Annotated in this window: 26 protein-coding genes and 1 tRNA gene; 13 read left to right on the top strand and 14 right to left on the bottom strand. The window is 73.7% G+C overall.

Translation table 11 applies throughout. From position 1 onward, the window contains the following. Window positions 1-34: 34 nt before the first annotated feature. The 6 genes from ACGFNU_RS20085 (at window position 35) to ACGFNU_RS20060 (ending at window position 7,808) form a co-directional block, all read left to right on the top strand. On the top strand, window positions 35-1,168 hold the full coding sequence (locus tag ACGFNU_RS20085; RefSeq protein ID WP_392596493.1) for an MFS transporter: 1,134 nt from the start codon (window positions 35-37) through the stop codon (window positions 1,166-1,168). 225 nt (window positions 1,169-1,393) lie between these two features. After that, window positions 1,394-2,581: a cytochrome ubiquinol oxidase subunit I gene (locus ACGFNU_RS20080; RefSeq protein WP_392596491.1), complete on the top strand. Its 1,188-nt coding sequence runs from the start codon at window positions 1,394-1,396 to the stop codon at window positions 2,579-2,581. Between the two features lie 44 nt (window positions 2,582-2,625). Beyond that, window positions 2,626-3,372 carry a cytochrome d ubiquinol oxidase subunit II gene (locus ACGFNU_RS20075; protein WP_392595569.1) on the top strand — a complete coding sequence of 249 codons (747 nt, stop codon included), beginning with the start codon at window positions 2,626-2,628 and terminating at the stop codon, window positions 3,370-3,372. Next, window positions 3,369-5,297, top strand: a complete 1,929-nt coding sequence (gene cydD / locus ACGFNU_RS20070; protein WP_392595567.1) for a thiol reductant ABC exporter subunit CydD — start codon at window positions 3,369-3,371, stop codon at window positions 5,295-5,297. The genes ACGFNU_RS20075 and cydD overlap by 4 nt, the downstream gene beginning before the upstream one ends. A gap of 5 nt (window positions 5,298-5,302) precedes the next feature. Then, on the top strand, window positions 5,303-6,991 hold the full coding sequence (gene cydC, locus ACGFNU_RS20065) for a thiol reductant ABC exporter subunit CydC (RefSeq protein WP_392596489.1): 1,689 nt from the start codon (window positions 5,303-5,305) through the stop codon (window positions 6,989-6,991). 307 nt (window positions 6,992-7,298) lie between these two features. Continuing rightward, a complete protein-coding gene (locus ACGFNU_RS20060; protein WP_392595566.1) occupies window positions 7,299-7,808 on the top strand; it encodes a Rho termination factor N-terminal domain-containing protein in 510 nt (169 codons plus the stop codon). 164 nt (window positions 7,809-7,972) lie between these two features. Here ACGFNU_RS20060 and ACGFNU_RS20055 read toward each other — a convergent pair whose 3' ends face one another. The 10 genes from ACGFNU_RS20055 to ACGFNU_RS20010 all read right to left on the bottom strand — a co-directional run bounded on the left by ACGFNU_RS20055 (window position 7,973) and on the right by ACGFNU_RS20010 (window position 14,140). Continuing rightward, window positions 7,973-8,383: a gas vesicle protein K gene (locus ACGFNU_RS20055; RefSeq protein WP_392595564.1), complete on the bottom strand. Its 411-nt coding sequence runs from the start codon at window positions 8,381-8,383 to the stop codon at window positions 7,973-7,975. Next, the gene (locus ACGFNU_RS20050; protein WP_392595562.1) at window positions 8,380-8,586 is read right to left on the bottom strand and encodes a gas vesicle protein; all 207 of its coding nucleotides are present in this window, start codon (window positions 8,584-8,586) and stop codon (window positions 8,380-8,382) included. Before ACGFNU_RS20050 ends, ACGFNU_RS20055 begins: the two co-directional genes overlap by 4 nt. Continuing rightward, window positions 8,583-9,425 (bottom strand): GvpL/GvpF family gas vesicle protein, encoded by an 843-nt coding sequence (locus ACGFNU_RS20045; RefSeq protein WP_392595560.1) that lies wholly within the window; start codon window positions 9,423-9,425, stop codon window positions 8,583-8,585. The genes ACGFNU_RS20050 and ACGFNU_RS20045 overlap by 4 nt, the downstream gene beginning before the upstream one ends. After that, window positions 9,422-9,856: a gas vesicle protein gene (locus tag ACGFNU_RS20040; RefSeq protein ID WP_392595558.1), complete on the bottom strand. Its 435-nt coding sequence runs from the start codon at window positions 9,854-9,856 to the stop codon at window positions 9,422-9,424. Before ACGFNU_RS20040 ends, ACGFNU_RS20045 begins: the two co-directional genes overlap by 4 nt. A 42-nt stretch (window positions 9,857-9,898) precedes the next feature. Beyond that, a complete protein-coding gene (locus tag ACGFNU_RS20035) occupies window positions 9,899-10,165 on the bottom strand; it encodes a gas vesicle protein (RefSeq protein ID WP_392595556.1) in 267 nt (88 codons plus the stop codon). A gap of 5 nt (window positions 10,166-10,170) precedes the next feature. Next, on the bottom strand, window positions 10,171-10,413 hold the full coding sequence (locus tag ACGFNU_RS20030) for a gas vesicle protein GvpG (RefSeq protein WP_392595554.1): 243 nt from the start codon (window positions 10,411-10,413) through the stop codon (window positions 10,171-10,173). Between the two features lies 1 nt (window position 10,414). Continuing rightward, on the bottom strand, window positions 10,415-11,161 hold the full coding sequence (locus tag ACGFNU_RS20025) for a GvpL/GvpF family gas vesicle protein (protein WP_392595552.1): 747 nt from the start codon (window positions 11,159-11,161) through the stop codon (window positions 10,415-10,417). A 3-nt stretch (window positions 11,162-11,164) separates the two neighbouring features. Continuing rightward, window positions 11,165-11,599 carry a gas vesicle protein GvpJ gene (gvpJ, locus tag ACGFNU_RS20020; RefSeq protein WP_392596487.1) on the bottom strand — a complete coding sequence of 145 codons (435 nt, stop codon included), beginning with the start codon at window positions 11,597-11,599 and terminating at the stop codon, window positions 11,165-11,167. Between the two features lie 310 nt (window positions 11,600-11,909). Continuing rightward, the gene (locus ACGFNU_RS20015; RefSeq protein WP_392595551.1) at window positions 11,910-12,233 is read right to left on the bottom strand and encodes a hypothetical protein; all 324 of its coding nucleotides are present in this window, start codon (window positions 12,231-12,233) and stop codon (window positions 11,910-11,912) included. Window positions 12,234-12,352: 119 nt separating this feature from the next. Continuing rightward, window positions 12,353-14,140 (bottom strand): thiamine pyrophosphate-requiring protein, encoded by a 1,788-nt coding sequence (locus tag ACGFNU_RS20010; RefSeq protein WP_392595549.1) that lies wholly within the window; start codon window positions 14,138-14,140, stop codon window positions 12,353-12,355. Between the two features lie 220 nt (window positions 14,141-14,360). Here ACGFNU_RS20010 and ACGFNU_RS20005 point away from each other — a divergent pair, with 220 nt between their 5' ends. Further along, window positions 14,361-15,236: an EamA family transporter gene (locus ACGFNU_RS20005; protein ID WP_392595547.1), complete on the top strand. Its 876-nt coding sequence runs from the start codon at window positions 14,361-14,363 to the stop codon at window positions 15,234-15,236. 50 nt (window positions 15,237-15,286) lie between these two features. On the opposite strand, the gene ACGFNU_RS20000 is transcribed toward ACGFNU_RS20005, so the two are convergent. Continuing rightward, window positions 15,287-15,359 (bottom strand) — tRNA-Arg (locus tag ACGFNU_RS20000). 90 nt (window positions 15,360-15,449) lie between these two features. On the opposite strand from ACGFNU_RS20000, the gene ACGFNU_RS19995 reads away from it, so the two are divergent. Continuing rightward, complete coding sequence (locus ACGFNU_RS19995) at window positions 15,450-16,013, top strand: GNAT family N-acetyltransferase (protein ID WP_392595545.1); 564 nt, start codon at window positions 15,450-15,452, stop codon at window positions 16,011-16,013. On the opposite strand, the gene ACGFNU_RS19990 is transcribed toward ACGFNU_RS19995, so the two are convergent. Next, window positions 15,974-16,393, bottom strand: coding sequence for a winged helix-turn-helix transcriptional regulator (locus ACGFNU_RS19990; protein ID WP_392595543.1), 420 nt, complete (start codon window positions 16,391-16,393; stop codon window positions 15,974-15,976). The genes ACGFNU_RS19995 and ACGFNU_RS19990 overlap by 40 nt on opposite strands. 125 nt (window positions 16,394-16,518) lie before the next feature. Between ACGFNU_RS19990 and ACGFNU_RS19985 the strand changes: the two genes are divergently transcribed. Then, entirely contained in the window at window positions 16,519-17,457 is a 939-nt protein-coding gene (locus tag ACGFNU_RS19985; RefSeq protein WP_392595541.1) for an NADP-dependent oxidoreductase, read from the top strand. Between the two features lie 15 nt (window positions 17,458-17,472). Here ACGFNU_RS19985 and ACGFNU_RS19980 read toward each other — a convergent pair whose 3' ends face one another. Next, window positions 17,473-18,258 carry a leucine-rich repeat domain-containing protein gene (locus ACGFNU_RS19980; protein WP_392595539.1) on the bottom strand — a complete coding sequence of 262 codons (786 nt, stop codon included), beginning with the start codon at window positions 18,256-18,258 and terminating at the stop codon, window positions 17,473-17,475. A gap of 50 nt (window positions 18,259-18,308) precedes the next feature. Here ACGFNU_RS19980 and ACGFNU_RS19975 point away from each other — a divergent pair, with 50 nt between their 5' ends. The 4 genes from ACGFNU_RS19975 to ACGFNU_RS19960 all read left to right on the top strand — a co-directional run bounded on the left by ACGFNU_RS19975 (window position 18,309) and on the right by ACGFNU_RS19960 (window position 21,723). Continuing rightward, window positions 18,309-18,959, top strand: coding sequence for an alpha-ketoglutarate-dependent dioxygenase AlkB family protein (locus ACGFNU_RS19975; protein ID WP_392595537.1), 651 nt, complete (start codon window positions 18,309-18,311; stop codon window positions 18,957-18,959). A gap of 79 nt (window positions 18,960-19,038) precedes the next feature. After that, entirely contained in the window at window positions 19,039-19,977 is a 939-nt protein-coding gene (locus tag ACGFNU_RS19970) for an alpha/beta hydrolase (protein WP_392595535.1), read from the top strand. Window positions 19,978-20,053: 76 nt separating this feature from the next. Next, window positions 20,054-20,425 (top strand): YciI family protein, encoded by a 372-nt coding sequence (locus ACGFNU_RS19965; protein WP_392595533.1) that lies wholly within the window; start codon window positions 20,054-20,056, stop codon window positions 20,423-20,425. Next, window positions 20,422-21,723, top strand: a complete 1,302-nt coding sequence (locus ACGFNU_RS19960) for an RNA polymerase sigma factor (protein ID WP_392595532.1) — start codon at window positions 20,422-20,424, stop codon at window positions 21,721-21,723. The genes ACGFNU_RS19965 and ACGFNU_RS19960 overlap by 4 nt, the downstream gene beginning before the upstream one ends. 51 nt (window positions 21,724-21,774) lie before the next feature. On the opposite strand, the gene ACGFNU_RS19955 is transcribed toward ACGFNU_RS19960, so the two are convergent. Next, entirely contained in the window at window positions 21,775-23,427 is a 1,653-nt protein-coding gene (locus tag ACGFNU_RS19955; RefSeq protein ID WP_392595530.1) for a DUF885 domain-containing protein, read from the bottom strand. Window positions 23,428-23,439: the final 12 nt, after the last annotated feature.

Below are 23,439 nucleotides of genomic sequence, written 5' to 3'. Positions count from 1 at the left end.
GCGATATTGATCTTCAACTGGGCCTGGGTCCGGGCTGGCGCGCCGGCTGTACGTCTGCGCGTTCCTTGAGGACTTCGTTCTTCTGTATCCGGTGTACGCGCTGTTGTTCGCCGACACCGGCCTGTCCCCCGCGGCGATCTCGTCGCTGTTCGTCATCTGGTCGGTCGCGGGTTTCGTGTTCGAGGTGCCGTCGGGTCTGTTCGCCGACGTGTTCTCGCGGCGTCGGCTGCTGGTGGCCTCTCCCCTGCTGACCGGTGCGGGTTTCGCGCTGTGGATCTGCCTGCCGTCGTATCCGGCGTTCGCGGCGGGGTTCGTGTTGTGGGGTGTGGGGTCGGCGCTGCGTTCGGGGACGTTGCAGGCGCTGGTGTTCGAGGAGCTCGCGCGGGCCGGCGCGACGGATTCGTACGCGCGGCTGATGGGACGGTCGCAGGTGCTGGGGACGACGGCGATCATGCTGGCGAACGGGGTGGCGGCGCCGGTGATGGCGGCCGGGGGGTACCGGGCGGCAGGGGCGGCGAGCGTCGTGGCGTGCGTGTTGTGCGCGGTGGCGGCGTGGTCGTTGCCGGAGTCCCGCGGCCAGGGCGAGAGCGGGGACGACGATGAGGGGCCGTTCCTTGAGGTGCTGCGTGACGGGGTGGCGCAGGTGCGGCGGGCGCCGCGGGTGTGGGGGGCGCTGCTGCTGGCGATGGCGGTGATGGGGTTCGCCGCGCTGGATGAGTATCTGCCGGTGCTGGCGCGGTCGACGGGCGCGTCGGTGGCGGCGGTGCCGTTGCTGATGCTGGTGGTGGGTGTGGGTGAGACGGCGGGCGGGTGGCTGGCGGGCCGGGGGGTGCGGTGGCTGGCGCCGGCGTTGCTGGTCGCGGCGGTGTGCATGGCGGTGGGGGCGCTGAGCGGGCGGCCGGCGGGGATGGCGGCGATCGCGGTGGCGTTCGGGGTGATCGAGTGGGCGAGGGTGGCGGCGGAGGCGCGGTTGCAGGAGCGGATCTCCGACCGGTCGCGGGCGACGGTGATGTCGATGGCGGGGTTCGGTGCGGAGGTGTTCGCGGTGCTGGTGTTCGCGGGGTACGCGCTGGGGTCGGCGTGGGCGGGGCCGGGGGTGCTGTTCGCGGTGGCGTCGGTGCCGTTCGCGGTGATGGGGCTGGCGCTGTGGATGCCGCGCCGCCGCTGACGTGGGGTGTACGGGCCGGTGGGCGGTGTACATCTGCGGATGTAGGCGGGTGGGCGGGGCTGCGCGAAAGGCGCATGGCGGGTGAACGCTCGCGCCGGATTCGGTGGTGCGGGTGCCGCGGCCAGGATCGGGGCGTACCTGAACGATCCTGACTTGGGGCGTGAGCTGATGGATGCGCTGATGCTGGCCCGGGTGCAGTTCGCGTTGACGGCGGGTTCGCATTTCCTGTTCGTCGCGTTGACGCTGGGCCTGGCGACGCTGGTGGCGGTGATGCAGACCAGGGCGGCGGTGTCGGGCAGCGCGGTGCACGCGCGGATGACGCGGTTCTGGGGCCAGCTGTATGTGATCAATTATGCGGTGGGGATCGTCACGGGGCTGGTGATGGAGTTCCAGTTCGGGCTGAACTGGGGCGGCATGGCGCGGGTGGCCGGCGGGGTGTTCGGGGCGCCGCTGGCGATGGAGACGATCGTGGCGTTCTTCGTCGAGTCGACGTTCCTGGGGTTGTGGATCTTCGGGTGGGATCGGCTGAACCGGTGGGCGCATCTGGCGCTGATCTGGGTGGTGACGCTGACGGCGTACCTGTCGGCGTACTTCGTGCTGGTGGCGAACGGGTGGCTGCAGCGGCCGGTGGGCTATGAGCTCGTGGACGGTGTCGCGCGGCTGACGGATCTGGCCGCGGTGATGGCGAATCCGACGGCGGTGATCGCGTTCTTCCACGTGCTGTTCGGCGGGTTGCTGACGGCGGGGTTCTTCATGGCGGGGGTGAGCGCGTTCCATCTGTTCCGGCGGACGGCGGAGGTGGAGTTCTTCCGCCGGTCGATGCGGATGGGGCTGCTGACGGTGATCTTGTCGGTGTTCCCGGTGGTGGTGTTCGGCGGGATGCAGTTCGCGTACGTGCAGCCGACGAAGAGCGGCGGGTCGGCCGACGCGGCGGCGAAGGCGGCGGAGTTCACGGCGCGGTTCGGGCCCGATGACTATCTGGCGCCGGGCCTGTCGGGCGCGGGTCTGGCGACGATGGTCACGGTGTGGATGGTGATGATCCTGGTCGCGCTGGTGGCGCTGGTGAAGTTCCCGTTCGGGGGCTGGCTGGTGCGGGGCCGGGTGTTCCACGTGCTGATGATGCTGGCGGTGCCTCTCCCCTATGTGGCGATGCTGTCGGGCTGGGTGTTCCGTGAGGTGGGGCGGCAGCCGTGGACGGTGTACGGGGTGCTGAAGACCAGGGACGCGCTGTCGGACGTGAGCCCGGGGTGGATCACGGCGTCGTTCGCGGCGTTCACGGCGCTGTTCACCGTGCTGATCGTCGTGAACGCGTGGCTGCTGGCGCGGTACGCGCGGCGCGGCCCGGACGCGGCGCGGCTGGGTGCCGCTCCCCCGGTGGAGCCGCTGACACCGGCGCTGACGCCGACGTTCTGATCCTGCCTTCCTTTCGAGTACTTCGGTCTGAGTGGAGCCTTGCCATGGAGATTCTGGCGATCGTGATGCTGGCGGTGTTCGCCGGCGCGTATCTGGTGCTGGCGGGCGCCGACATCGGGGTGGGGATGCTGCTGCCGGTGCTGGGCCGGTCGCAGCACGAGCGGCGCGTGGTGATCGCGGCGATCGCGCCGTTCTTCCTCGGCAACGAGGTGTGGCTGGTGTCGGCGGTGGGGATCGTGGCGGGCGCGTTCCCGGGGTTGGAGCATCACCTGCTGGAGGGGCTGTTCCCGCTGTTCGTGGCGTTGCTGCTCGGCTGGGTGGTGCGCGACATGGGGTTGTGGCTGCGGGGCCGGGTGGACGCGGCGGCGTGGCGGTGGGTGTGCGACGGCGCGATCGTGGCGGGCAGCTGGACGCTGGCGCTGGCGTGGGCGTCGGTGCTGGGGTCGATCCTGGCCGGTGGTGCGGGCCTGAACGCGGGGTCGCTTCTGGGGTTGCCGCTGGCGGTGCTGTTCGCGGCGCACGGCGCGGCGCTGGCGCGGTGGCGGCTGGCGGGGGCGCCGGCGGCGCGGGCGGACCGGTTCCCGGCGCCGTATCCGCTGACGGGCGCGGCGCTGGCGGTGGTGGCGCTGGTCGCGGGGACGCGGCTGCCGTGGTCGGACGCGGCCGCCGCCGGTTCGGGGCCGGCGGTCACGGCGGTGACGACGGTGGTGGTGCTGCCGTTGCTGGTGGCGGCGCAGGCGCTGGTGTGGTGGACGTTCCGTGGCCGTGTCGACTCCCCCTCCTACCTGTGAAGCCGGTCGAGCGGCGCCTGCTGCGCCGTCTCCCGCGCCGCGTCCTGGTGACACTGGCGGTGCTGGCGGCCGGTCAGGGGGTGCTGCTGATCGTCCAGGCCGGGCTGCTGGCGCGGGCGATCGCGGATCTGGAGACGTGGCCGCTGCTGCCGCTGGCCGGTGTGGTGGCGGGCCGCGCGGTGCTGGCGTGGGCGACGAACGGTGTGGCCGGACGCGCGGCGGCCGCGGCGAAGCGGGACCTGCGCGACGCCCTCCTCACACACCCCGCCGGCGGTGCGGGCGAGCGGGTGACGTTGCTGACGCGCGGGCTGGACGCGCTGGACCCGTTCTTCACCGGTTATGTGCCGCAGTTGCTTGCGGCGTGCGTGGTGCCGGTGCTGGTACTGGCGCGGCTGTTCACCGCCGATTGGGCGTCGGCGCTGGTGGTGGCGGTGACGGTGCCGCTGGTGCCGGTGTTCGGCGCGCTGGTGGGGTTGCGGACGGCGGCGCTGACGGGACGGCAGTGGGGGGCGCTGCAGCGGCTGGGCGGCCATTTCCGGGATGTGCTGGCGGGGTTGGCGACGTTGCGGGCGTTCGGGCGGACCGGTCACCAGTCGGTGGTGGTGCGGGAGCTGGCGGGCGAGCACCGGCGCGCGACGGTGGGGGCGCTGCGGGTGGCGTTCCTGTCGTCGCTGGTGCTGGAGCTGGTGTGCGCGCTGTCGGTGGCGCTGGTGGCGGTGCCGGTGGGGCTGCGGCTGCTGGAGGGCGGCATGGCGTTGTCGACGGGACTGCTGGTGCTGATCCTCACGCCGGAGGCGTATTTGCCGTTGCGGGCGCTCGGCGCGCGGTTCCACGCGAGCGCGGAGGGGGTCGCGGCGGCGGAACAGGCGTTCGCGGCGTTCGACGCGCCACCGGAACGCCAGGGCGGCCTCGTCCCCCAGCGTGACACGGCACCGGAGATCGTCCTGGAGAACGTCACCGTGCGCTACCCGGGATCGAAGCAGGCGGCGCTCAAGGACGTGTCACTGCGGATCGCGCCAGGTGAACGGATCGCGGTCGCGGGACCGTCGGGCGCGGGCAAGTCAACGCTGCTGCTGGCGCTGCTGGGACTGGTGACACCGGAGTCGGGCCGAGTGCTGGTGGACGGCGTGGACCTGGCGGACCTGGATCCATCGGAGTGGCGGCGCCGGATCGGCTGGGTGCCGCAGTCACCGCGCCTGTTCGCGGCGTCGGTCACCGACAACATCCGGCTCGGCGTACCGGACGCGCCGGACGAACGCGTGGTGGAGGCCACGCGGGCCGCTGTGGCCGACGAATTCGTGGCCGCGTTGCCGCAGGGCTACGCGACGGTGCTCGGTGAAGGCGGCACGGGCCTGTCGGCGGGTCAGCGGCAGCGGCTGGCGGTGGCGCGCGCGTACCTGACCGGCGCGCCGCTGATGGTGCTGGACGAGCCGTCCGCGCGACTCGACCTGGTGAGCGAGCGGGCCCTGGTAGAGGGCGCCGCGCGGCTCCTGGCAGACCGGACGGCGCTGATCGTGGCACACCGCCCGGCACTGCTGGCCCTGGCAGACCGTGTGCTGCGCATGCGGGACGGCCGACTCGTCGGCAACGGCATGACCTCCCCCGACGCAGAAACGCGGGCTGTGGAAATGCGCGGAGCGAACGCGAGCCGTATGGAAGCGGGCGGCGCGGACGTGACCGGAACCGATCCCGGCGTTGAACACCACGCCGTCCGCCTCACCAAGGATCTCAGTGACACCGCCGACTATGCGTCCGCACGCGTCCGAGGCGGCGGCGCGCGTGCGGGCGGCGTGAATGTGCGCGGCACGAACGTGGGTGAGGCAGAAGCGGGCGGAGTTGATCCGAAGGGTGCTGACATGGGCGGCGCGGACGCGAATGGCATGGGAGCAGGCGGTGCCGGTGTGGGTGGGGAGGCGGCGGCGTGAGGGGGATGTGGGATGCGGTGCGCCCGTACACGGCGCGGCTGGTGGCCGCGGGTCTGGCGGGGGTGGCGGCGGAGCTGTGCGGCCTCGGGCTGGTCGCGGCGGCGGCGTGGCTGATCGCGCGGGCGGCGCAGCAGCCGGGGCTGGCGGCGTTGTCGCTGGCGATCGTGGCGGTGCGGGGGTTCGCGCTGGCGAAGGGGTCGCTGCGGTATCTGGAGCGGCTCGCGGGGCACGATGTGGCGTTGCGGGCGCTGGCGGAGCTGCGCGGGCGGGTGTTCGACGCGCTGGCGGCGCGGCGGCGTGGCGGGGACGCGCGTGATGGGGACGCGCTGACGCGGATGGTGTCCGATGTCGACGCGGTGCAGGATCTGCTGCTGCGGTGCCTGCTTCCGGCGGTCGCGGCGGTGGTGTGCGGCGTCGCGGGAGTGGTGGTGTGCGCGGTCACGGTGCCGCAGGCGGCGGTGGTGGTCGCCGGTGGGCTGCTGCTGGCCGGGGTGGTGGTGCCGGGTTCGGCGTGGGCGGCCGGTGGACGTGCGGCGGCGCGGGCCGCGGCCGAGCGTGGACGGCTGGCGGTGCGGGCGCTGGACGTGCTGGAGGGCGAGGATGAGCTGGCGGTGTTCGGGGCGTCGGGCCGGTTCGCCGCGGTGGCGCGGGAGTCGGCGGCGCGGCTGGAGGCGGCGGAGCGGGCCGCCGCGCGGGTGGCGGGCACGGTGACGGCGGCGGGGTTCGCGGTGCAGGGTGCGGCGGTGGCCGGGGCGGCGTGGGCGGCGATGAACGCGGGCGCCGACGAGGTCGCGGTGGCGGTCGTGGCGTTGACGGCGCTGGTGGCGGTGGAGGCGGTGCTGCCGCTGGCGTCGGCGGCGCAGCGGCTGCGGGAGGTGCTGCAGGCGGCGCGGCGGGTCGCGGCACTGCTGGCCGCTCCCCCGCAGCCGCGTCCGAAGCGGCCCAGGCCGCTGCCGCGCGGGCCGCTGGCGGTGGATCTGCTCGGTGTCCGCGTCGCCTACGGCGGCGGTGGCCGCGCGCTGGACGGGGTGGATCTGACGGTGGAGCGCGGGCGGCGGGTCGCGGTCGTTGGGGCCAGCGGCGCGGGCAAGAGCACGCTGCTCGCCGTGGTGTCCGGAGAGGTCGCGCCGGAGTCGGGGACGGTGCGGCTCGGCGGCGTGGACGTGGCGTCCTGCGACCCCGAGGTGGTGCGTTCGGCGGTGCGGGGTCTCACGCAGGACGCGCACGTGTTCGCCACCACCGTCCGCGGCAACCTGATGCTGGCCCGTCCGGACGCCACGCGGGCGCAACTGGAGGCGGCGGCGCGGCGGGCGCGGCTGCTGGAGGTCGTCGACGGGCTGCCCGGCAGCTGGGACACCGTCGTCGGTGAGGGCGGCCGGGGATTGTCGGGTGGGCAGCGGCAGCGGCTGCTGCTGGCGCGCGCCCTGCTGGCCGACCCGCCGGTGCTGGTGCTGGACGAGCCCGCCGAGGCGCTGGACCCGGCGATGGCCGACGAGATCACGCGGGAGCTGCTGACGTTGCCGGGCGGCGGCACGCTGCTGCTGGTGACCCACCGGCTGGCCGCGCTCGGCGCCGCCGACGAGGTCATCGTGCTGGACCGCGGAAAGGTCGTGCAGCGCGGCCGCCACGAGGACCTGCTGGCACGCCCCGGCGCCTACCGCGACCTGTGGGAGTCAGAGCTCCTCACGGCCTGACCCACCCTCGTTCGCCATCTCGCCATCTCGCCGTCGCCGCCCGTGCGCTCAGCCGCCGCCCGCGCTCACCACCACCGTGCGGGACGTCACCGGCTCCCCCGCGCGCCCGCTGCGGCGATGGGTCACAGACCACGCCGACGACTTCGCGTGATCTCCCGTTCGCGCAGGTCACGTCCCGTGCACGCATGGAGGGCGCCGCACCGGGTACGTCGCGCACCGACAAAAGAGTGCAATTTCCCGGGAGGGGGCGAACGTTCCAATGCCGCGACCACGCGACGTACCGTCGGCCTTCCGGCGTTCTCCGCAGGTGGCTCAGGAACTGCTGGGCAAGGCCAGGAACCGCATCGGCCGGCTCGGTGAACGGTGGCGGCCCTCGCTGCGCCGTAACCTGCGGCCCAACGGGCCCGGCAACATGCAGCCGGGGCCCGCGCCGCTGGAGGAGCCGGAGGAGGCGCGGGGGCCCGAACCGCCCAGCCCACGCAAGGCGGACGAGGCGGACGCACCGGCGGAGGCCCCGGCCGAGAAGAAGACGACGGCCAAGAAGACCGCGGGGAGCTCCAAGCCCGCCACGGCGGACAAGACCCCCGTCAAGAAGGCCCCCGCCAAGCGCACGACGGCCAAGAAGGCGCCCGCGGCCAAAACCCCGAAGGCGGCCGAAGAGGCCGCGAGCCAGAAGGGAGCGGCCGACGCCAACGGCGACGGCCCCGCCAAGAAGGACCTGTACGAGCGGGCACGGGAGCTGGACATTCCCGGCCGGTCCAAGATGAGCAAGCAGGAACTGGCCGACGCGATCAGCAAGGCCGAGAAGGGCACGTGACGCGCTAGTTCAGGCGGACGCAAGTAGAGCGGGCGCCGGGCGGGCAGTGATGCTCCGTCCGGCGCCCGCTCTCATCTGGTCGCCGTGTCCCCACGTGACCGCCCGCGGGCAGGGGAAAGGCCCGGTGGCGCCCCTGTCCACGCACCACCGGGCCTGTGGCCTGGTCACACTTCGGGGAGGAGCGGGCCGAGGGGGCCCAGGTCGAGGTTGAGGTCGTGGTCCGCCAGCTCGAAGTGGTCCTTCAGCCGTTCCATGGCCTGTTCCAGCCGCATCAGCGCCAGCCCGAGGTCCTCGATCTGGTCGTCGGTGAGGCCGCCGCCCTCGACGCGGCGCAGCGCCTGGCGTTCCATCAGCTGCCGGATCAGTTCGACGACGGTGAGGACCAGCTTCACCAGGTCGCGTTCGACGGTCTCGGGGTCCGAGCGCAGCCGGCGCATCACGCTCGACGTGCCCGGCGTGCGCGAGTGCATCGCCGGCGACCGCAGCGGCTCGGCCCGTGCCGGGCGGCGCGCCCGCGGGTAGGTCGCGGAGTCCTCGTGCGCGGCGGGCCGCCGCGCGGGGACGTGGTCGGTCACTGGTCCTCCTCCCGCGTCAGCTCGTCGCGGACGGTGGTGATGAGGGCGCGCAGCGACACGTGCACCAGGTCCACCTCGGCGATGGAGATGACCACGTCGCCCGTGATGACGACGCCGCCGGCCAGCAGCCGGTCCAGCAGGTCCACCAGCGCGATCCGCTCGGCGGGGACCGACGAGCGGCCGGTGTCCAGGGCGATCGTCATCGCCGCTCCCCCGCGCCGCCGGCCGCGTCGGCGGTGTCGATGAACGAGTACGGCGGCCACGGCCCGGTGACCTCGGCGCCGATGCCGGGCAGCCGCGCGTCGATGTCCTTGACGGCCGCGAGGAAGCCCTCCACCTGGTCGTCGTCGAGCAGGTAGGCGACGTTGAGGATCTGGGTGCCGTCGTGGCCCGACAGCTTGGGGTCCTGCGGCGGATGCTGGCGGGTGGCGACGGCGTGGCCGGCGAGTTCGGCGTGGATGTCCTGCGCCTGCGCGGTGACGCGGCGTCCGGCGTCCTCGCGCTGCTTGCGCTGCGCCTGCCGGTTGCGCAGGTAGGCGGCGCCCGCCCCCGGCCCGCCGGCCGTCGCGGCCGCCTCCCGGGCCGGAGCCGCGGGTGCGGCCGGTGCGGCGGCGAGCGCTTCGGCGTAGGCGTAGGCCTTGACGCCCCATTCGGAGCGGCCGGTGATGCGGTCCAGCGCGCGGGTGAACGTGTCGTGCCGTTCGGTGAGCAGCAGCGTCACGCGTTCGTCGTCGCGGTAGAGCGTGGCGATCCGCACCGGCGCGGTGGGCGCGGTGCGGGCCGCCTGGTCGACGACGTCGTGGTGGGCGCGCGCGGTGGCCTCCAGGAACGCCAGGTCCTCCAGGTTGGCGCGCAGCGCGTCCTCGCCGTAGTCGGCCTCGTTCACCGTGCTCACCAGCGCGGTGAGGTCACCGGCGGTGACGGCGCGGACGGGCGCGCCGCCGACGCCGGTGAGGGCCGGGAGCGCCGCGGGGTCCAGGCCCCGCGACACCCCGTACAGGTACACGGCGGTGCCGCCCCCGGGTCCGGTCGGTCCGGTCACTGGTCGTCACCGCCCTTCTTGGCCGTGCTTCTGCTCTTCTTCTCGGCGGGCCCGTCGTTCTGCCCGGCCTCCAGCGCCGCGATGCGTTCCCGCAGCCGCTCGTTCTCCTCCAGGATCCGCCGCTGCTGGTCCAGCTCGGCCTCGGAGGGGCCGCCGTCGGCGGGTTTGCGGGCGCGCGACGACAGCGACGGGTCGTGTTCCCACCAGTCGATGCCCATCTCCTTGGCGCGGTCGACCGAGGCGACCAGCAGCCGCAGCTTGATGGTGAGCAGCTCGATGTCCAGCAGGTTCACCCGGATGTCGCCGACGATGACGATCCCCTTGTCGAGGATGCGTTCCAGCAGGTCGGCGAGGTTGGCGGTGGGCCGCTGCTCCATGCCCATCGAGCGGGCCGGTGAGCGCGCACCGGTCCAGGACAGGTCGTCGGTCACGTGTGCAGCACCTTCCTCAGTGAACCCTTCTCGGTCAACCGGTCAGTCCCGTCCGCATCGGTCGACGTGGCCGCGCAGGTAGCGGTGGCGGCGCCGGTAGGACACCAGCTCGCCGTCGCCGTCCAGCTCGGTCACGTAGACGGCCAGGATGTCGGCCGAGTCGGGGATGCGGTGGGTCTCGACGATCTCCACCGCGACCTGCCAGCCGTCGTCGGCGCGTTCGACGCCCACGACTCCCTCGGCGTCCCGGCCGGTGAGCCGGGTGACATGGTCCACGGCGTACTTGGCGGCCTCGGACGCGGAGATCATTGTGATCAGCCCCCCTGGGACCGCTGGTTCCGGGTCAGCCGGCCGATGAGTTCCTCTTCCCGCTCGGCCGCCTCCTCGTCGCTCATCTCACCGCTGGCGACCGCGTCGGCGATCTCCTGCATCTCCGCCGCGATCTTGCCGGGGTCGTACAGCTGCGCCTCGGCCTGTTCCTTGAGCACGTCGGCGAGCCACACGACCCCGCGGACGGGGGCCAGCGGAAGCGTCACCAGACCGGTGAAGAGGCCCACCTCAGCCCTCCGGGACGAAGTCGTAGGGCGGCAGCGGCCCGACCAGCCGCAGCTTGATGCGGTCGCCGTGGGCCTGGCCGAGCTTGTCGACGGCCGCCTCGAACTCGGCGCGCTTGGCGCGGTCGATGAGGAACGCGGCGTCCAGCACGTCCTCCTCGCGGGCCGGCGGCTTGTTGATCACCGACTCGGCGACGGGCGCGAGCGGGTCCATCAGCGCGCGGCCGTCGTTGTCGCGGCGCCGTTCCAGCGCCTGCGCGATCATCTCGCCGAGGCGGACGCGGTCGTAGTAGACGGCGTCGGCGGCGTCGGCGGGCACCTGCCGGATCCGCTCGCTGAGGCGCGCGATCTCCGGTTCCTGTTCCATCACCTCGCGCAGGACGCTGTCCTGCACGTAGGTGCCCTTGAGGCGCAGTTCCAGGCGGCCGTCCAGGCCGTCCAGCACCTGGCCGAGACGGTCGGCGTTGGCGGCCAGCAGTTCCTTCTCCACCGCTTCGCGGCCGCTCATCGCGGCGCCGAACCGGAACGGGACGACGACCGCGTCGGCGTCCAGGAACTCGTTCAGGACCTTCTGGTGCGCGACCAGGTCGGCGCGTTCGCCGAGCGGCCGGCCCTGCGGCAGGTCACTGACGATCGCGCCGACGCCGTCGCCCTCGACGATCTCCACGGGCTTGTCGTCCAGCCCGGTCAGCCCGGCGGGACAGGGGGTGCCTGCGCGGGTCACTCCGTAGACGTAGGAGGGAGTGGTCATCTCTTACTCTTCCTCCTTCTTGCTGCTGCGGCTGCTGCTGCGGCGCGACCGCGAGCCCTGCTTCTCCTCTTCGTCGTCCTCGGAGCCGCCGAAGGTCTCCTTCAGCTTCTCCGAGGCGCCTTCCAGGGCGCCCTTGGTCTTCTTGTTGGCGCCGGACTCGGTCATGGTGTCGATCATCTGCGGGAGGCCCTTGGACGTGCCGTCGTGGGCGATGTCCAGGCGGTTGACCGCCTCGGCGAACCGCAGGTAGGTGTCGACGCTGGCGACGACGATCCGCACGTCGACGGTGAGGATCTCGATTCCGACCAGTGAGACGCGGGCGTACACGTCGATGACCAGTCCCTTTTCCAGGATCAGGTCGACCACGTCGGCCAGGCCGCTGCCCGATCGGCCGCCGCCGCCCTGCGAGTAGGTCGTGCCCGACGTCTGCTGGGCGATGGGCCCAGTCATGTCATCACTCCTCGGGGGGTCGGGGGAATTGTCGATGTTCAGTTCGACCACTACCCGCCCTGTTCCCCCTAAACGGGACATCCGGATCCGGCCAGGTCGGCCGCCCGCTCCACCCGCCGGCAGACCTCGGCCCACCGTCCCGGACCTCGCGCCGGCCGCCTGCGACGCGGGTCCGGACAGTGAACGGCCACGGACCGGGGTGGCCGGTCCGTGGCCGTTCAGTGATCGGTTTCCGCGACCGGCCCCCGGGTGTTCGCCGGGTTTCCGTCGCGGGTCCTGTCGGGGTGTGGCAGGGGGGTCAGCGCTTGCGTGCGCGGCGCACGACCCACACCGCGGCGCCGGTCGCGGCCGCCGCAGCGGCGGCGGCCGGTGCGGCGCGCAGCAGCTTGTGCAGCGACAGCAGCCGGGTGAGGCCCGCCAGCTTCTGCGGCGCGGCGGCGACGGTGGCCACCGCCTGGCCGCCTGCCTTCGCCGTGCCGGCGGCCTTGCCGCCGGCCTTGGCGGTGCCCTCGGACGCCGCGCCCGCGGTGTCCTTGGCGGCCTTGCCGGCGCGGTCCTTGGCGCCGGCGGCGTGCTGGGTCACCTGCTCGGCTCCCTTTCCGGGGACCGAAGGGGTCTTCATCTGTGATCTCCTTGTCGTGATGAACGATTCGCCGTGATGAGCGATCGGTTTCGGTGGGACATCGGTTTCGGCGGACATCGGGGCCGCCGGATATGGGTGTCGCCGGGCCCGTGCCGGGGTCAGCCGTGGCGGCGGACCTCGAAGAACTCGGCGAGCTTCTGCCGGAACGCCGCGGCGGTCGCGCCGACCCGGTCGGGGTCGTGCCGCAGCGCCTTGGCGGTGTTCTTGGCCTGGTCGGACATGACGTGCGGGGGCATCGGCGCGACGTTGGCGTCGACGACGAACTCCAGCACCACGGGCCGGTCGGCGGTCAGCGCCCGGTCCCAGGCGGCGCCGACCTCGTCCGGGTCGGCGCAGCGGATGCCGGTCAGCCCGAGCAGCTCGGCGTAGGCGGCGTAGGGCACGTCCGGCAGGTCCTGGGACGCGGGGAACTTGGGGTCGCCGCCCATCGCCCGCTGCTCCCAGGTGACCATGTTGAGGTCCTGGTTGTTGAGGACGCAGAAGACCAGCGGCGGCCCGGCAAGCCGGTCGGCGTACCGCGCCACGGTGATCATCTCGTTCATGCCGTTCATCTGGAACGCGCCGTCCCCCACGAACGCCACCACCGGCCGGTCGGGGTGGGCGAACCGCGCCGCGATCGCGTACGGCACGCCGGGGCCCATCGTGGCCAGCGTCCCCGACAGCGACGCGCGCATCCCGGCGCGCAGCCGCAGCTGCCGCGCCCACCAGGTGGTGCCCGACCCCGAGTCGGCGGTGAGGATGGCGCCGCCGGGCAGCCGGTCGCTCAGCTCCCACGCCACCAGCTGCGGGTTGATCGCGTCGAACCGCTGGTGGGCCTGGCGTTCCAGGATCCGCCACCACTCGGCCACGTCGGCCTCCACGCCGGCCCGCCAGGTCCGGTCCTCCTTGCGCTCCAGGTAGGGGATCAGCAGCCGCAGCGCCTCCCGCGCGTCGCCGGCCAGGCCCGCGTCGACGGGGACGCGGCGGCCGATGCGGCGCGCGTCCTGGTCGATCTGCACCACCCGCGCCTTGCCCTCCTCGGGCAGCCACTCGGCGTAGGGGAACCCGGTGCCGACCATCAGCAGCGTGTCGCACTTCATGATCATGTCGTCGCTGGCGCGGGAGCCCAGCAGCCCCACCGGCCCGGTGACGAACGGCAGGTCGTCGGGCAGCACATCGCGGCCCAGCAGCGCCTTGGCGACCCCGGCGCCCAGCAGGTCGGCGACCTCCACCAGCTCGGCGGCGGCGCCGCGCGCGCCCTGCCCGGCCAGGATCGCGACCTTCTCCCCCGCGTTGAGGATCTCGGCGGCGTGCCGCACGTCGTCGACCGGCGGGATCACCTGGCCTCGGTAGGAGCCGACACCGGAGAACACGCTGCCGTGCGCCCGGTCCGGTGCGGTGACGGCGTCCTCCTCCTGCACGTCCTCGGGGAAGATGATGGTGGCGACGCCGCGGGTGGCGGCGGCCGTCCGCATCGCCTGGTCCACCAGGTGCCGCGCCTGCGCCGCGGTCATGCACACCTGCACGTACTCCGACACGTCCTTGAACAGCGTCGCCAGATCGACCTCCTGCTGGTAGTCGGCGCCCAGCGACGTGCGGCGCTGCTGCCCCACCAGCGCCACCACCGGGACGTGGTCGAGCTTGGCGTCGTACAGCCCGTTCAGCAGATGGATCGCGCCCGGCCCGGACGTGGCCATGCACACCCCGACCTCGTCGGTGAACTTGGCGTGCCCGCACGCCATGAACGCCGCCATCTCCTCGTGCCGCGGCTGCAGGAACTCCGGGTCGTTCTTGGCGCGGTCGAACGCGCCGAGGAACCCGTTGATGCCGTCCCCCGGATAGCCGTACACCCGGTGCACGCCCCATTCCCGCAGCCGCGAGAGGACGTAGTCGGCGACCTGTGTCATCGTTCGCTCCTCCTGTGGGCCGGCCGTCGCTCAGCCGACGTGGTCTCGGGGCCGTCCTCCCGCGGGGCCGCGGGCCGCATGTCACGGGGGTCACCCAGCGGCCTACCCGGCCCGCCACCGGCAAACATGCGCCCGCCCGGGACGCGGAAAGATCCGGTTTTCCGGGCACGGACGTTTACGGGCGTGATCACGGTTATGTAAGGGGCATGCGAGAACCGCGATGATCCCCGGTGAGGTGCTGGCGCTGGCGGCGGCGGGCGCGTTCGGGATCACCCACTTCACGGCCGGGCTGCTCGCGCGCCGCGTCCCCGGCGTCACCGTCGCCCTCTACACCCAGCTCGGCGGCACCGCGATCGTCGTCCTCGGCGCGCTGCTGTGGACGTCCGGCACGCCCGGCGCCGCCGACCTGGCGTGGGGCGCGCTGTCGGGCGCCGGCTCGGGCGTCGGCGTGGCGTTCCTCTACCGCGCCATGGGACGCGGCTCGCTGTCGGTGGTGGTGCCCCTCAGCGACGTCGGCACCGTCGCGATCCCCGTGCTGGTCGGCCTCGCCGTCCTCGGCGACCGGCCCTCACCCCTCGGGCTCCTCGGCATCGCCCTGACGATCCCCGCCATCTGGCTGGCGGCGACCGGCCCCGCTCCCCCGCCCGGCACGCCCACGGCGACGCGAACCGGCCGCGGCGTGCTGGCCCCCGGCGTCGGAGACGCCCTGCTGGCCGGGACGGGCTTCGCCGTGCAGTACCTCGCCCTCAAACCCATCCCCCTGGACGCCGGGCTGTGGCCGATCGCCGCCAGCCGCGCCGCGTCCGTCGCGGTCACCCTCCCCTGGGTGCTCGCCGCGGCCGGCGTCCCCCTGCGCATCCCCGCGCGGCACGCGCTGCCCGCGCTGGCCGTCGGCACCGTCGGCAGCGCTGCGGTCGTGTTGTTCTGGGTAGCCGCGCACCGCGAGATGCTGGCCGTCGCGTCCGTGCTCGCCGCGCTCTACCCCGTCATCCCGGTCGTCCTCGCGCTGGTCTTCCTGCGCGAACGGCTCACCTTCAAACAGGCCCTGGGCCTGTGCGGCGCCGGCGCCGCCATCGCCCTGCTGACCGTCCCCTGACCCGCCCGTGCGGCCGGCCGCCCGCGCGACGGCCCACCCGTGCGCTGGAGTCTCCCCGGCAGGAATCGAACCTGCGACACCCGGCGTCGGAGGCCGGTGCTCTGTCCGCTGAGCTACGAGGAGCGGACTGTCCTGGACCACCAGACTCCCCGCGGCGGCCACCGGATTTCAACAGGTTTTCCCGTTTTCCCGCGCCGCCGTAGAGTCTCTGGAATGACCTCGGCTCCCGTGCTGACCACCGAACGGCTGATCATGCGCGGCTGGCGCGACACCGACCGCGAGCCCTTCGCGCGCATGAACGCCGACCCCGCCGTCATGGAGCACTTCCCCGCGCCGCTCACCCGCGCCGAGAGCGACGCGCTCGTCGACCGCATCACCGCCGGATTCGACCGGCACGGCTTCGGCCTGTGGGCCGTCGAGATCGCCGCCACCGGCACGTTCATCGGGCTCACCGGCCTGTCGGTGCCCGCGTTCGACGCCCACTTCCAGCCCGCCGTCGAGATCGGCTGGCGGCTGGCGATCACCGCGCAGGGCCACGGCTACGCCACCGAGGCCGCCCGCCGCGCCCTGGCCCACGGGTTCCGCGACGCCGGCCTCACCGAGATCGTCTCGTTCACCTCGACCACCAACCGGCGCTCCCAGGCCGTCATGCGGCGCATCGGCATGACCCGCGACCCCGCCGACGACTTCGACCCCCCCGCCCTCGCCGACGGCCACCGCCTGCGACGCCACGTCCTCTACCGCATCGACGCCGCCACCTGGTCGCGGGCGTCGTAGGACGCGCGCGCCGCCAGGACCTCGTCCATGTTCGCCTCGGCCCAGCCCTTCACCGCCCGCATCACCGGCAGCAGCCCCTCGCCCAGCGGCGTCAGCTCGTAGTCCACCCGCACCGGCACCGACGGCGTCACGGTCCGCGACACCAGGCCGTCCCGCTCCAGGTTCCGCAGCGTCTGCGTCAGCATCTTCTGGCTGATGCTGGCGACCACCCGCGCCAGCTCCCCGTACCGCAGCGGCCCGCCGGCCAGCGCGTTCACCACCAGGCTCACCCACTTGTCGCTGATGCGGTCCAGCAGCCGCCGCGTCGGGCACTCGGCGATGTAGGCGTCATAGGCGGCCGCCGCCTCCGCGCGCCGCTGCGCCGCCGTCCGCGTCGCCATCGCTCTCCTCCAGGTCCGGTACGCACTCACAGGTGCCTACTTCCCGTCAGAGAGTACCGCTCCATAGGTTCGTGGCGTCCGGCCGGCCTGTCACCGGCCCGAGCATCGACCATTTGGAGACAGTCATGCGCGCAGTCGTCACCCGCACCTTCGGCGGCCCCGGCGTCCTGGAGATCGTCGACGTGCCCGTGCCCGCCCCGGGCCCAGGGCAGGTCCGCATCCGCGTCCAGGCCGCCGCCGTCAACCCCGTCGACACCGCCACCCGCGCCGGCCTCCTCGCGCAAGCCGGCCTCATGGCGCCCCGCGACACCCTCGGCATCGGCTGGGACGCGGCCGGCGTCATCGACGCCACCGGGCCCGGCGTCACCGCCTTCACCACCGGCGACGCGGTGATCGCGCTGTCGGACCGCCTCGACGTCCCCCTCGGCACCCACGCCGACCACGTGGTGCTGGACGCGAGCGCCGTCGCGCCCGCTCCCGCCGGTGTCCCCGCCACCCACGCCGCGACACTGCCCCTCAACGGCCTCACCGCCGCCCAGGCATTGGACCTGCTGGACCTGCCGCGCGGCGCGACCCTTCTCGTCACCGGCGCCGCCGGCGCCCTCGGCGGCTACACCGTCGAACTCGCCGCCCACCGCGGCCTGCGCGTCGCCGCCGTCGCCGGAACCGCCGACGAACGCCTCGTCCGCGATCTGGGCGCCGAATGGTTCGTCCCTCGCACCTCGGCCGACCTGCCCGCCGCCGTCCGCGCCCTCGTCCCCGGCGGCGCCGACGGCGCGGTGGACGCCGCCGTCATCGGCCCCCGCGCGCTGGAGGCCGTCCGCAACCGCGGCGCGTTCGTCGCCGTCGCCGGCGGAGCCGCGCCCGCCCCGCTGCGCGGCATCCGCGTCGCGAACGTGTGGATCACCGCCGACGGCACGCAGCTGGCCGAACTGTCCGCGCTCGCCGCCGCCGGCCGCCTCACCCCGCGCGTCGCCGGCGTCCTCCCCCTCACCGAGGCCGCGGTCGCCCACCGGCGCCTCGACGAAGGAGGACTGCGCGGACGCCTCGTCCTCACCCCCTGAAACCCCGCAGTGCCCTCAGGCGTACACCACGCACCCGCGTTCCTCCAGCCCGGCGATCAGGCCGTCCGGCAGCGCGTCGAGGGGATTCCAGCGCACATCGAGCTTGTCCAGCGCGGGCAGCCCGGCCAGCCACTGCGGGAGTGTCCGCAGTTGATTGGCACGCAGATCCAGGTGACGCAGCGAACGCAGCCGCCGCACCGCTTCCGGCACGGCGGTGAGGCGGTTGCGGCGCAGATTGAGGACCCTCAGCTCCGCCAGCTCTCCGGCGGACTCAGGGACGCCCTCCAGCCGGTTGCCTTCCACATGCAGCTCACGCAGTCCCGTCATGCCGCCGATCTCGGCGGGGAGCGCGGCCAGGGCGTTCCGCATCGCGCGCAGCTCCCGAAGGCGCCCCAAGCGGCCGACCGCACCCGGCAAAGCCGTCAGCCCGTTGCCGTTCACGTTCAGGTAGACCAGGTCGGCCAGCGCACCGATCTCCTCCGGCAGTTCCGCCAGGCGCAGGTCCGCCGCGTACAGGAAACGGAGCCGCCGCAGCACACCCAGACCCTCCGGCAACGCCGCCAGCTCCCGGTTGCCGCTGAGGTCCAGCACCCGAAGCCCCGGCATGGACGTCACCGGCGGCAACTCCCCGATGCCGTTGTTGTCGACGTACAGCTCCTCCAGCGCCGTCAACTCCGCCAGCAGCCCGGAGACCACGGTCAACGCGTTCTCACCGACATCCAGGCACCGCAGCCCGGGCCGGTCCCACACCTCCGCCGGCACCGCCGCCAGCCCCGTCCCGCGCAGCCGAACCTCGTCCATCACCCGACCCTAGATCAACCGCCCGCCGGCGCCGGCCGTACCGTGGGGCCATGACGGCGCTCATCCCCCGGCCGCGTTCCGAGCCGGCACCCGGCGCCGTGCACGTGCCCGGCTGGCTCGGCCCTGCCGCGCAGCGGCATCTCGTCGAGGCGTGCCGCGAATGGGCCCGGCCGCCAGCGGGCATGCGCCACACCCGGCTGCCCGGCGGCGGCGTCATGTCGGTGCGGACCGTGTGCCTGGGCTGGCACTGGGAGCCCTATCGCTACATGCGCCAGGTGGACGGCACGCCGGTCAAGCCGTTCCCCGCCTGGCTGGCCGATCTGGGCCGCCGCGCGCTCACCGAGGCCTACGGCGACGACGGCGGCTACCGTCCCGACGTCGCGCTGGTCAACTTCTACGACGCCGCCGCCAGGATGGGCCTGCACCAGGACCGCGACGAACGCAGCCGCGCCCCGGTCGTGTCGTTCAGCCTCGGCGACACCGGCGTCTTCCGCCTCGGCAACACCGAGAACCGCGGACGTCCCTGGACCGACCTGGAGCTGGAGTCTGGCGACCTGGTGGTGTTCGGTGGCGACTCCCGCATGGCCTACCACGGCGTCACCAAAATCCTGCCCGGTACTGGCCCGCTGGACATCGGCCTGGACGGCGGTCGCCTCAACATCACGCTCCGCGAATCCGGCTTCGTAGATGTGGGTGAATGAGGGATACGGATGAAGCCTTACAACCCGCCTGCTTGACAACGTAAGGTTCTAATCGGACATTCGAGCCACCGGGAGAGCCATGGGCCGCGACCCCGACTACCTCGCCTTCCTGCGCACGCGCCTTGCCGCCGAGCCCCCTCCCGGCCGCAGGACCATCTCCGAGCTCCGCAAGGAACACGCCGCCGACCTCGCCGCCCTCCCCCGCCCCGAGGTCGGCGCCGTCAAGGACGTCACGATCGACGGGCCCGGCGGGCCGCTGCCCGCACGCCTCTACCGTCCCGCCCACCCCGTCCAGGCCGGCGCGGACGACCCCCTCCCCTGCCTGGTGTACTTCCACGGCGGCGGCTGGGTGCTGGGCGACGTGGAGTCCTACGACCCCGTCGCCCGCGCCCTCACCCTCGCCTGCGGCGTCGCGCTGCTCTCGGTGGACTACCGGCGGCCGCCCGAGAACCCCTTCCCCGCCGCCGTCGACGACGCCGTCGCGGCCGTCCGCTGGACCGCCGCCAACGCCCGCGACCACGGTCTCGACCGCGCCCGGCTCGGCGTCGCCGGCGACAGCGCGGGCGGCCAGATCGCCGCGGCCGCCGCCTGGCGCCTGCGCGACAGGCACCTGGCACCGGCCCTGCAGCTCCTGGTCTACCCGGCCGTCGACCTGCGCGACGTGCCACCCGACCTGCCCGACCCCGACGGCCTGACGTTCGAGCGGTCCGGCGTCGACCGGATCCTCACCCTGTACCTGCTCGGCACCGACCGCACCATGCCCGAGGTGTCACCGCTGCTCGCCGCCGACCTGACCGGCATGCCGCCGACCATCATCGCCACCGCCGAGCACGACCGGCTGCGGCCTCAGGCCGAACGGTACGCGGCGCGGCTCACCGAGTCCGGCGTCGACGTCACCCTGCTCACCGGCACCGGCCTGGACCACGGCTTCCTCGGCTGGGGATCGTTCGCGCGGCGTCCCGCCGAGGCCATCGCCGGCATCGGAGCCGCCGTCCGCGCCGCCTTCGCCCGCGTCTGACCCGATGGTTGTCGATTCCGGCGCAACCCGATCGTCGTATGAGCGAAACGATCCACCAGCGGAAGGACGAACCGCGATGAAGTACATGCTGATGATGTACGAGACCGACAAGGACTGGGTCGCCGCGCCCGAGCAGGAACTCAAGGACGTCATGGCGGAGCACATCGCGTTCACGCGGCACCTGGACGAACGCGGCGTCGCCTGGTCGGGGGAGGCGCTGCGGCCCTCGACGTCGGCGACCACGGTGCGGCCGAGCACCGGCGGGCTGGCCGTCACCGACGGCCCCTACGTCGAGCTGACCGAGTACCTCGGCGGGTTCTACGTCATCGAGGCCCGCGACCTCGACCACGCCCTGGAGATCGCCCGGCGCTGCCCGATGGGCACCGGCATCGAGGTGCGCCCGATCTGGGACGTCGACACCCCGGAACAGCAGACGCGGAACGCGTGACCGGCGTCGACGCCGCCGTGGCGGAGGCGCACCGGCGGGGGTGGGCGGAGACGCTCGCCACCGTCGTGCGCCTCACCCGCGACCTGGACGAGGCCGAGGACGCCGTGCAGGAGGCGTTCGTCGCCGCCCTGGCCACCTGGCCGCGCACCGGCGTGCCCCGTAACCCCGTCGCCTGGATCACCACCACCGCCCGCCGCAAGGCCCTGGACCGGATGCGGCGCCGCGCCACGCTCGCCCGCAAGCTCCCGCTGCTCATCGTCCCCGACAGCCCCGGCAACCCTGACGCCACCGGCACCACCGGCGCCCTGGGCGACCACAACGCCACGGGCGACGAAGGCGTCGCGCCGCCGGGACCGCGGGACGACAGGCTGCGGCTCATCTTCACCTGCTGCCATCCGGCGATCGCGCCGCAGGCGGCGGTCGCCCTCACCCTGCGGCTGGTGTGCGGCCTGCACGTCCCCGAGATCGCCCGGCTGTTCCTGGTGACCGAGCCCACCATGGCCGCCCGGCTCACCCGCGCCAAGAAGAAGATCCACGAAGCCGGGATCCCCTACCGCTCCCCCGGCGGCGGCGAACTCGCCGAACGCCTCCCGGCCGTCCTGGCCGTGATCTCGCTGCTGTTCACCGAGGGGCACACCGGCAGCCAGGGCACCACCCTCACCCGGCCCGAGCTGCTCGACCAGGCGATCCGGCTCGCCCGGCTGCTGGCCGAGATGCTGCCCGGCGAAAGCGAGGTCACCGGGCTCCTCGCGCTGCTGCTCCTGCTGGACTCCCGCCGCGCCACCCGCGCCGGCCCCGGCGGCGCCCTGATCCTGCTGGCCGACCAGGACCGCTCCCGCTGGAACACCGGAGCGATCACCGAGGGACGCGCCCTGGTCGAACGCGCGCTGCGCACCGCCCGCCCCGGCGGCGCCGGACCCTACACCGTGCAGGCCGCGATCGCCGCGCTGCACGCCGAGGCGCCCACCGCCGCCGACACCGACTGGCCCCAGATCGTCGCGCTCTACGACGTGCTGCTGCGGGTGCACCCCGCACCGGTCGCCGCGCTCGGCCGCGCCGTCGCCGTGTCGATGGCGGCCGGCCCCGCGGCGGGCCTCGCCGAACTCGACCGCATCGCCGGCGACCCCCGGTTCGCGCGCTACCACCGTCTCGACGCCGCCCGCGCCCAGATGCTGGAACGCCTCGGCCGGCACACCGAGGCGCGCGCCGCGTACCGCCGCGCCGCGCAAGCCGCCCGCAACCCCGTCGAACGTGACTTCCTCACCACCCGCGCCGGCGAACCCGGACCAGGCCCGTGACGGCATCCACCCCGAGAGCGGGCCCGGAGGACGGGCCCCGGGGACAGGCGGTCAGACGGCCGCGAGTTCGGCGCGGAGCATGTCCAGGCCCATCGGGCCCAGGTCCAGCGCGCGGCGGTGGAAGGCCTTCAGGTCGAAGGCCGCGCCGTCGCGGCGGCGGGCGGCCTCCCGCGCCTCCAGCCACACCTTCTCACCGAGCTTGTAGGCGATCGCCTGCCCCGGCCGCCCCAGATACCGGTCGATCTCGAACGCCACCGGGATGTCGGGGGTGGTGTGGCCGCGCATGAACTCCAGCGCCAGCTCCGGCGTCCACCGCTCCCCCGCGTGGAACCGCGCCCGCTCAGGGATCTCCAGCTCCAGGTGCAGGCCGATGTCCACCACGATCCGCGCCGCGCGGAACCGCTGGCCGCCCGCCCACAGGCCCAGCCGGTACGCGGGGTCGGTGAAGTACCCCAGCTCGTCCATCAGCCGCTCGGCGTACAGGCCCCAGCCCTCGCAGTGGCCGGGGAACAGCTCGCTGCCCAGCCGCTGGAACCGGTTGAGCGTCGTGGTGTTGAGCGTGGTGACCCCCACCTGCAGATGGTGGCCGGGCACCCCCTCGTGGAACATCGTCGCCGGCACGCCCCACGTGGCGATCTCCTGCCCGGGGTCGGTGACGCCCCACCACACCGTGCCGGGCCGCGACAGGTCCTCGGCGGGCGCCAGGTAGTAGATGCCCTCCTCGTTCGGGATCCGGCAGTCGACGCGGCGCAGCGGCGCGGGGATGTCGAAGTGCGTCCCGTCCAGGTCGTCGATGGCCTGGACGGCCAGCTCCTGCAGCCACGCGCGGAACCGCTCGGCGCCGCGGATCCGGTACTTGGGGTCGGCGTCCAGCGCCGCCAGCACGACCCGCAGCGGCTCGGCGGGGACGATCCGCTCCGCCGCGTTGTCGATCTCGGTGTTGATGCGGGCGAGTTCCTCCCACCCCCACGCGTAGGTCTCCGCCAGGTCCAGCCGCGTCCCCAGGAAATCCCGCACGCCCAGCTCGTAGCGGTCCCGGCCGAGCGCGTCACGCTCGGGGGCGGCCGCCGCCAGCTCACCGGTCAGGAACGCCGCGAACTCCGCCAGCGCCCGCGCGGCCGCCCTCCCCGCCGCGTCGAGCTCGCCGCGCAGCGGCCCATCGCCGTACCCGGCCGCGATCCCCGCCACATAGTCCTCGAACTGCGGGCAGGAACGCGCGTTGCGCAGCACCTGCCGCCGCGCCGCGACCCGGCCGTCCCGCCGCGCCAGCGACAGGCTCGCCGTCAGCCCCGCCAGCGCGCCCGGCAACGCCCGCAGCCGCGCCAGCATCGCCTCCCACGGCGTGCGCGGGCCGTCGTCCAGCAGCTCGAACGCCTGCCGCAGCCGCTGGAGCGGCCCGTCGGTGGTGTCGAGGAAGCTGTCGTTGACCTTCGCGTCCTCCAGCGCCAGCTCGACCTGGAGGCGCTCGCGCATCACCCCGGCCGCGATCCGCCCCGTATCCCCGGCCGTCCCGCCGTCCGCAGTCAGCGCGTCCAGCTCGGCGAGGGTACGGCGCGACAGGTCGGCGCGCGCGGCGAAACCCTCCGGGCCGTAATCGGTGAGGTTCGCCTCCTGCCCGGCGATCCCCATCATCGCCGCCCGGCACGGATCCAGAGCGGCGAAATCGTCCACGTACCGGTCGGCGAGACCGTCCAAAGTGATCATGGTCTCAGGCTA

This window comes from Spirillospora sp. NPDC048911 (assembly GCF_043198015.1).
In the GTDB taxonomy this organism is placed as follows: domain Bacteria; phylum Actinomycetota; class Actinomycetes; order Streptosporangiales; family Streptosporangiaceae; genus Spirillospora.
The sequence above is the reverse complement of the archived record's forward strand: the minus strand, read 5'-3'. Positions and strand labels throughout refer to the sequence as shown.